Annotated in this window: 5 protein-coding genes; 3 read left to right on the top strand and 2 right to left on the bottom strand. The window is 40.2% G+C overall.

Annotation, left to right across the window (positions count from 1 at the left end; genetic code table 11):
* Positions 1–46: 46 nt before the first annotated feature.
* On the bottom strand, positions 47–2,041 hold the full coding sequence (locus tag MUB24_RS11905; RefSeq protein WP_244704283.1) for a transglycosylase domain-containing protein: 1,995 nt from the start codon (positions 2,039–2,041) through the stop codon (positions 47–49).
* A 227-nt stretch (positions 2,042–2,268) separates the two neighbouring features.
* Here MUB24_RS11905 and MUB24_RS11910 point away from each other — a divergent pair, with 227 nt between their 5' ends.
* From MUB24_RS11910 to MUB24_RS11920, 3 genes are read left to right on the top strand one after another with little or no spacing between them, the layout of a single operon-like run.
* A complete protein-coding gene (locus MUB24_RS11910) occupies positions 2,269–2,703 on the top strand; it encodes a YwiB family protein (RefSeq protein ID WP_244704286.1) in 435 nt (144 codons plus the stop codon).
* Positions 2,704–2,708: 5 nt separating this feature from the next.
* Entirely contained in the window at positions 2,709–4,379 is a 1,671-nt protein-coding gene (gene argS / locus MUB24_RS11915; protein ID WP_244704288.1) for an arginine--tRNA ligase, read from the top strand.
* 14 nt (positions 4,380–4,393) lie between these two features.
* The gene (locus MUB24_RS11920; RefSeq protein WP_244704289.1) at positions 4,394–4,537 is read left to right on the top strand and encodes a hypothetical protein; all 144 of its coding nucleotides are present in this window, start codon (positions 4,394–4,396) and stop codon (positions 4,535–4,537) included.
* A 73-nt stretch (positions 4,538–4,610) separates the two neighbouring features.
* Here the strand turns inward: MUB24_RS11920 and cls are convergent, their stop codons facing one another.
* Positions 4,611–5,804, bottom strand: a complete 1,194-nt coding sequence (gene cls, locus MUB24_RS11925) for a cardiolipin synthase (RefSeq protein WP_244704292.1) — start codon at positions 5,802–5,804, stop codon at positions 4,611–4,613.
* Positions 5,805–6,000 lie beyond the last annotated feature (196 nt).

Raw genomic sequence — 6,000 nt, forward strand, 5'->3', positions numbered from 1 at the left:
TTTTATTATTCGACAAAAATCAGGTGGTGCCAGGCACCAAATGCGTTTAGAGCCCTAATAAGTGTTCGGTACAAAATTCCTCTGGTTCTGTACCCTTCACAAAGTAGGTAAGTCTGAAGGTTGGACACATATTGGTGGCCCATTTGCCATTATGAGGGTCAATTGGAACAGCTTCTACTCCAGAAGGTGGTTTAAATGCATGTAATTCTTCTGGTTGTTGATCGATGGACTGTTCCATAAACTGTATCCAAATGTTTTTCGCATATGATTTATCCGCACTTAATGTAATTTCCTTCCCTTGATCATAGCCTGTCCAAACAACGGAGGCTAACCCGGGAGTAAAGCCGGCCATCCAATAATCCGAGTTGGTAGAACCTGATTTACCCGCATAGTCCCGACTCATTTTTCCCTCCAGGGAGGCTCCAGTGACAGAAGCATACCCGTTTAAGCTGGGATCAAACATCCCCATCATCATATGACTCATCACAAAAGCTAATTGGGGGTTCAGCACTTGTTTATTCCTTGGCTTTGCCTCATAAAGTACTTTTCCATCACGGTCCTCCACTCTTTTAATAAAGATAGGTTCTACTTTTTTTCCGCCATTCGCAAACATACTGTAGGCATTAAGCAGTTCCATCACTTTTAACCCCGAAGAACCAAGGGCAAGAGAGGGAACGGGCTTCATCTTGGACTGGATGCCGAAGTTTTTTGCGGTGTTAACGAGCACCTCTTCACCTAAAAATAGATGGGTTTTAACCGCATAAATATTATCGGATAAAGCAAGCGCTTGTGACATCGTAATCTCATCATCCGCATAACGATTATTAAAGTTATGGGGAGAATACTTCGATTTTCCATGATCATATTCAAATGTTGTTGCTTCACTGCGAAGCCGAGTAGCAGGAGTAAAACCATGCTCTAAGGCTGCATAATAGAGCAAAGGCTTAATGGCAGATCCCGGTTGTCGAATCGCCTGCGTCGTCCGGTTAAAGGAGCTTTCATCATAATCCCGGCCTCCCACCATCGCTGTCACAAATCCAGTTTGCGGATCCATCGCCGCAAAACCTACTTGAATATCAGATGAATGGGGAATGGTCTCCGCCACAACTTTTTCAGCAATTTCTTGTTGCTGGCGATCCAATGTGGTATACACCTGCAAACCACCTAGTGCAATCGCTCTTTCATCCAATCCGACCGTTGATTTTAATTCTTTTTGGACCTGATCATAAAAATACGGTGCCATATCTGCTCGATGATGAGGATGTTTTCCGATAAACGTTAATTTCTGAGCCGCTGCTTCCTTTTTTTCTTCTGCACGAATATATCCATTTTTTTGCATGGCTTCTAAAATAAGAGATTGACGTTTCTTCGCTTTTTCCTCCGAATGTAAAGGAGAATAGATACTTGGACCTTTCGGAATTCCCATTAGTAAGGAAGCCTCTGCGAGCGTTAAATCCTTCGCGTTTTTTCCAAAATAGAACTGACTTGCCGATTCGATGCCATAGGCTCCATGACCAAAGTTAATGGTGTTTAAATACCCTTCCAATATCTGCTTTTTATCGTAATGGAACTCCAACCGTGCTGCATAAACAGCTTCGGATATTTTTCTTGTCCATGTTTTATCCATTGTTAAAAACAAATTTCGTGCATATTGTTGGGTAATCGTACTAGCCCCTTGCACCTTCTGACCTGCCTTTATATTTGCTAGTACGGCCCCGCCTATTCTTTTAAAATCATAACCGTGATGCTCATAAAAGGTTTGATCCTCAATCGCAATGGTCGCTTGAATGGCAACAGGGGAAATATCGTCAATGCCAACCCAATATCGCCTCTCGCCACTATTGCTTTCGCCAAAAACGGTTTCATCTGAAGTGTAATATAAAGTGGATTGAGGAATCGCTAGAGGTGGGGGCCCCAGAACTTTTAGATAAATAAAAAAGGATAAACAAAGAATAAAAAGGACCCCGACCATAAACAAGATTAAGTAAGAAAGCAACCGAATATTTCTCCACTTTTTCCGTGTATTTATTTCAGCTTCCATCGCGACACCTCCCAGATTCTAGCAATCTTCTATCACCAGTATGAGGAAAAACCTCCTGTTTTATTCATAACAGGAATATTTTTTATTACTTTTCTCCTTCCTGAGGACCGATATTCCACCGACCTCCATGAAGCAAAGAGCTGTAATCTCTTTGGTAGAATGGACTTTCCTTTAAAACTTTCTTATAATGAAAAAGTTACGAGGATTTTGTGAAGGGCGTGCTTTTTTTGCAAGTAGATACGCAAACACCAATAAAAATTCACCTGACAACCAAGGTGAGGATGGATAATGATGAGGAAACCTATGAACTAACCGTTTTCGGGCGTCACTACCAAAAGGGTCAGACGATTTATTTAAAATATGATGAAATACAAGAGCAAGGAACGGTCCATACCGTTGTAAAAATTACGAAGAAAGAAGCTTTTATTTTACGAACAGGCTTGCTGAAAATGCGTTTGAATTTTAGCTTACACGAGCAAAAAAACGGCTCCCATGAAAGTGAATTAGGAACTCTTTTTTTAACAACTGATACGAAACGGCTTATTCATCATGAAACCAATGACGGCTGTACCGGCAGGTTGAGTTTAGCATATGAATTAGCGATGCAGGGTACAGTAGCAGGCTATTATGAAATGGATATTGATTATGAGGAGGATAAGTGAAACATATGAACATCGTAGAACAGGTACAAGCAAATCTAAAAAATGAAATCCATGCAGCCGTCTTAAAAGCGGGTCTTGCAGAGGAAGAGCAAATTCCTGAGGTCATGATTGAAACCCCAAAAGATAAAGCCCACGGCGATTATTCAACGAATATCGCGATGCAATTAGCCCGGATTGCCAAAAAGGCTCCACGAGTGATTGCGGAAGCTATTTCATCGCATATTGACTACTCAAAGGCTTCGATTGAAAAATTGGAAATCGCTGGCCCAGGATTTATTAATTTTTATATGGATAATAGCTATTTAACAGGAATTGTGCCAGTTATTTTAGAACAAGAGGCCGAATACGGCTCCTCCGATGCAGGAAATGGGCAGAAAATTCAGGTTGAGTTTGTTTCCGCTAATCCAACTGGAGATCTCCATCTTGGACATGCGCGTGGTGCTTCTGTTGGCGATTCTCTTTGTAACATCTTGGATAAAGCGGGTTATGAAGTGTCACGTGAATTTTACATTAATGATGCCGGTAATCAGATCAATAATTTAGCTTACTCAGTGGAAGCTCGTTATCTTCAAGCCCTCGGTATCGAAAAAGAAATGCCAGCGGATGGCTATCATGGAAAAGATATTATTGAGCTTGGAAAAAAGCTTGCAGATGATAAGGGTCATCAGTATGTTCAAATGGATGAGAAGGAACGTTTTAAGATTTTTCGCCAATATGGGTTGGAATATGAGCTAGCAAAATTGAAAAAGGATCTAGAAGATTTTCGGGTCAAATTTGATGTTTGGTACTCGGAAACTTCCTTATATGAAAATGGAAAAATAGAGCCAGCGTTAGAGAAACTGAAAGAAAAAGGCCATATTTATGAGAAAGACGGAGCGACTTGGTTTAGGTCCACTACCTTTGGTGATGATAAAGATCGTGTTTTAATCAAAAAGGATGGCAGTTATACGTATCTAATGCCGGATATTGCTTATCACTTAGATAAGTTTTCTCGAGGATATGATCAGCTTATCAATATTTGGGGCGCAGATCATCATGGTTATATACCCCGGATGAAGGCCGCTATTGAGGCATTAGGGTATAATCCTAATCGGCTTGAAGTGGAAATTATTCAACTTGTTCAGTTGTACAAAGATGGCGAAAAAATGAAAATGAGTAAACGGACAGGCAAGGCTGTGACGATGCGCGATTTAGTAGATATGGTCGGGCTTGATGCCACTCGTTATTTCTTTGCGATGAGAGGGTCAGATACACATCTAGACTTTGATTTAGATTTGGCTGTTTCGGAATCCAGTGAAAACCCGGTTTATTATGCGCAATATGCACATGCCCGTATTTGTAGTATCCTTCGGGCAGCCAGCGAAAGAGGTTTTACATTTCATCAGAATACTCCTGTCACTTCACTCACAAGTGAAAAAGCGATTGACTTATTAAAGCAGCTTGGGGATTTTCCACAGGTCGTAGCTGATGCCGCAGAAAAACGGATGCCCCATCGTATTACCCATTATATTTATGAATTGGCTTCTGTCTTTCATCGTTTTTATAATGCGGAAAAAGTATTAAATGAAGCAAATAAAAATGAAACAACAGCAAGATTAGCCCTTGTCAAAGCTGTTCAAATTACACTGAAAAACGCTTTAGCCCTTATTGGCGTTTCTGCACCAGAAAAAATGTAAAGGAGGTCCGCAAGATGCGGGTCAGAACGGCGTGGCAATTGTTGTCACGGGCCAACAGGATGTTGGTCAGAACGGCGTTGCGCCAGGACGGCGCGAACTTAGCCGTTCATCCATTAAACGGTCGCCTTGCGCTTTTCTTAAAAGGTAAGAAAGTATAAAAATTGGCTAGCGTTGAGAGCCAGCTCCAGCGCCTCAATTATAGGTGTTACTATTGGATTTATTTTTTCTTTTTTATAAAAGCCCTTTAAAAATCCATCCCATTCCTTCTTTGATGCGCATGAACAGACCAATTTGGTTTAACCTTTCTAATGTAAGAAGTTCCGATTGTTGAATATCTTTTTCTACAATTGCTTGTACATGGGTGATTAAATGTTGATCATAGATAAAACAGGTCATCTCATTGTTGAGGAAAAAACTGCGATAATCAAAATTGGCTGTCCCGATACTGCATAATCGCTGGTCGATGATTACAACCTTTCCGTGAAAAAAACCTTTTTCAAATTGATAGATGGAAGCTCCTAAGGAAAGGAGCTTTCGTAAATAGGGAAAAGAAGCTTCCTTCACAATGGGATGGTCGGCTTTATTGGGGACGAGAATTTTTAGTTCAACACCTCTTTTTAATGCCTTTTTTAGTTCGGAAAATAGATTTGGCGGCGGGATGAAGTAAGGTGTCCCAATTAGAATCGAGTGATTGGCCTCTTTGAGCAATTGAACCCATTTTTTATCCAAGCCAACACCTTGGGATGGATAAATTTGGTATTTTATTTCTCCTTCCTTTACCATACTGCCTTTACTTTTTTGCATGTTTTTCCCTGTAGCTTTTCGCCAATCCACTATAAATTCCTGCTGTAAATCAAGCACACCTTCTCCTTTTATACGAATATGGTAGTCGCGCCAAGGAGATAATTTGGGATCCTGATCAATATACTCCATCCCAATATTATAACCGCCTAAATAGCCAATTTTTCCGTCAATAATGGTGCTTTTTCGATGATTGCGTTGTTGCAGGGTATAAAAAGGGAAAGGCCATTTTGGTTTATGACAAAAGGCAAATTCAATGCCATGTTTGCGAGCGCTCTTAATCCATTTACAAGGGACAGTTCGACTCCCAAGCCAGTCAAGGATGACATGGATTTTCACGCCTCTTTTGGCTTGCTCCTCTAAAATTGTAAAGAAAGTACGGCTTAATAGATCATTTTGAACGATGTAAAATTGTACTTGAATCGACGATTTTGCTTGTTTGAGATCACTAAAAAGTGCATGAAATAAATCCATTCCGTTTGTAATGAGTTGTATTTCTCCTTGACGTTTAGGATATTTATTTTCTTTATATGTGTTGATATGCATTCGTCTGCCCAAGTGGTAATCTAGGTATACGCATAATATGATGAATAGAATAAGTATGATTCCAATGATCCAACCCATCATAAACCCCCCTTCCTCCGTCTCGTATTGTCAAAACTTATATAGTAAAAAGTTAATAAAATCTTGATTTATAGGGCTTAGAATACAAAAAACTTGCCACCCCCCTAAAATCTGAAGATAATTGAGGTTACCACACACCCAAAATCCCAGAATAGGAAGTGACAAGTTGTACCCTCAATTATTAACTTATTTACTC

Source organism: Lederbergia sp. NSJ-179, from assembly GCF_022867885.1.
Lineage (GTDB): Bacteria > Bacillota > Bacilli > Bacillales > Bacillaceae_C > Lederbergia.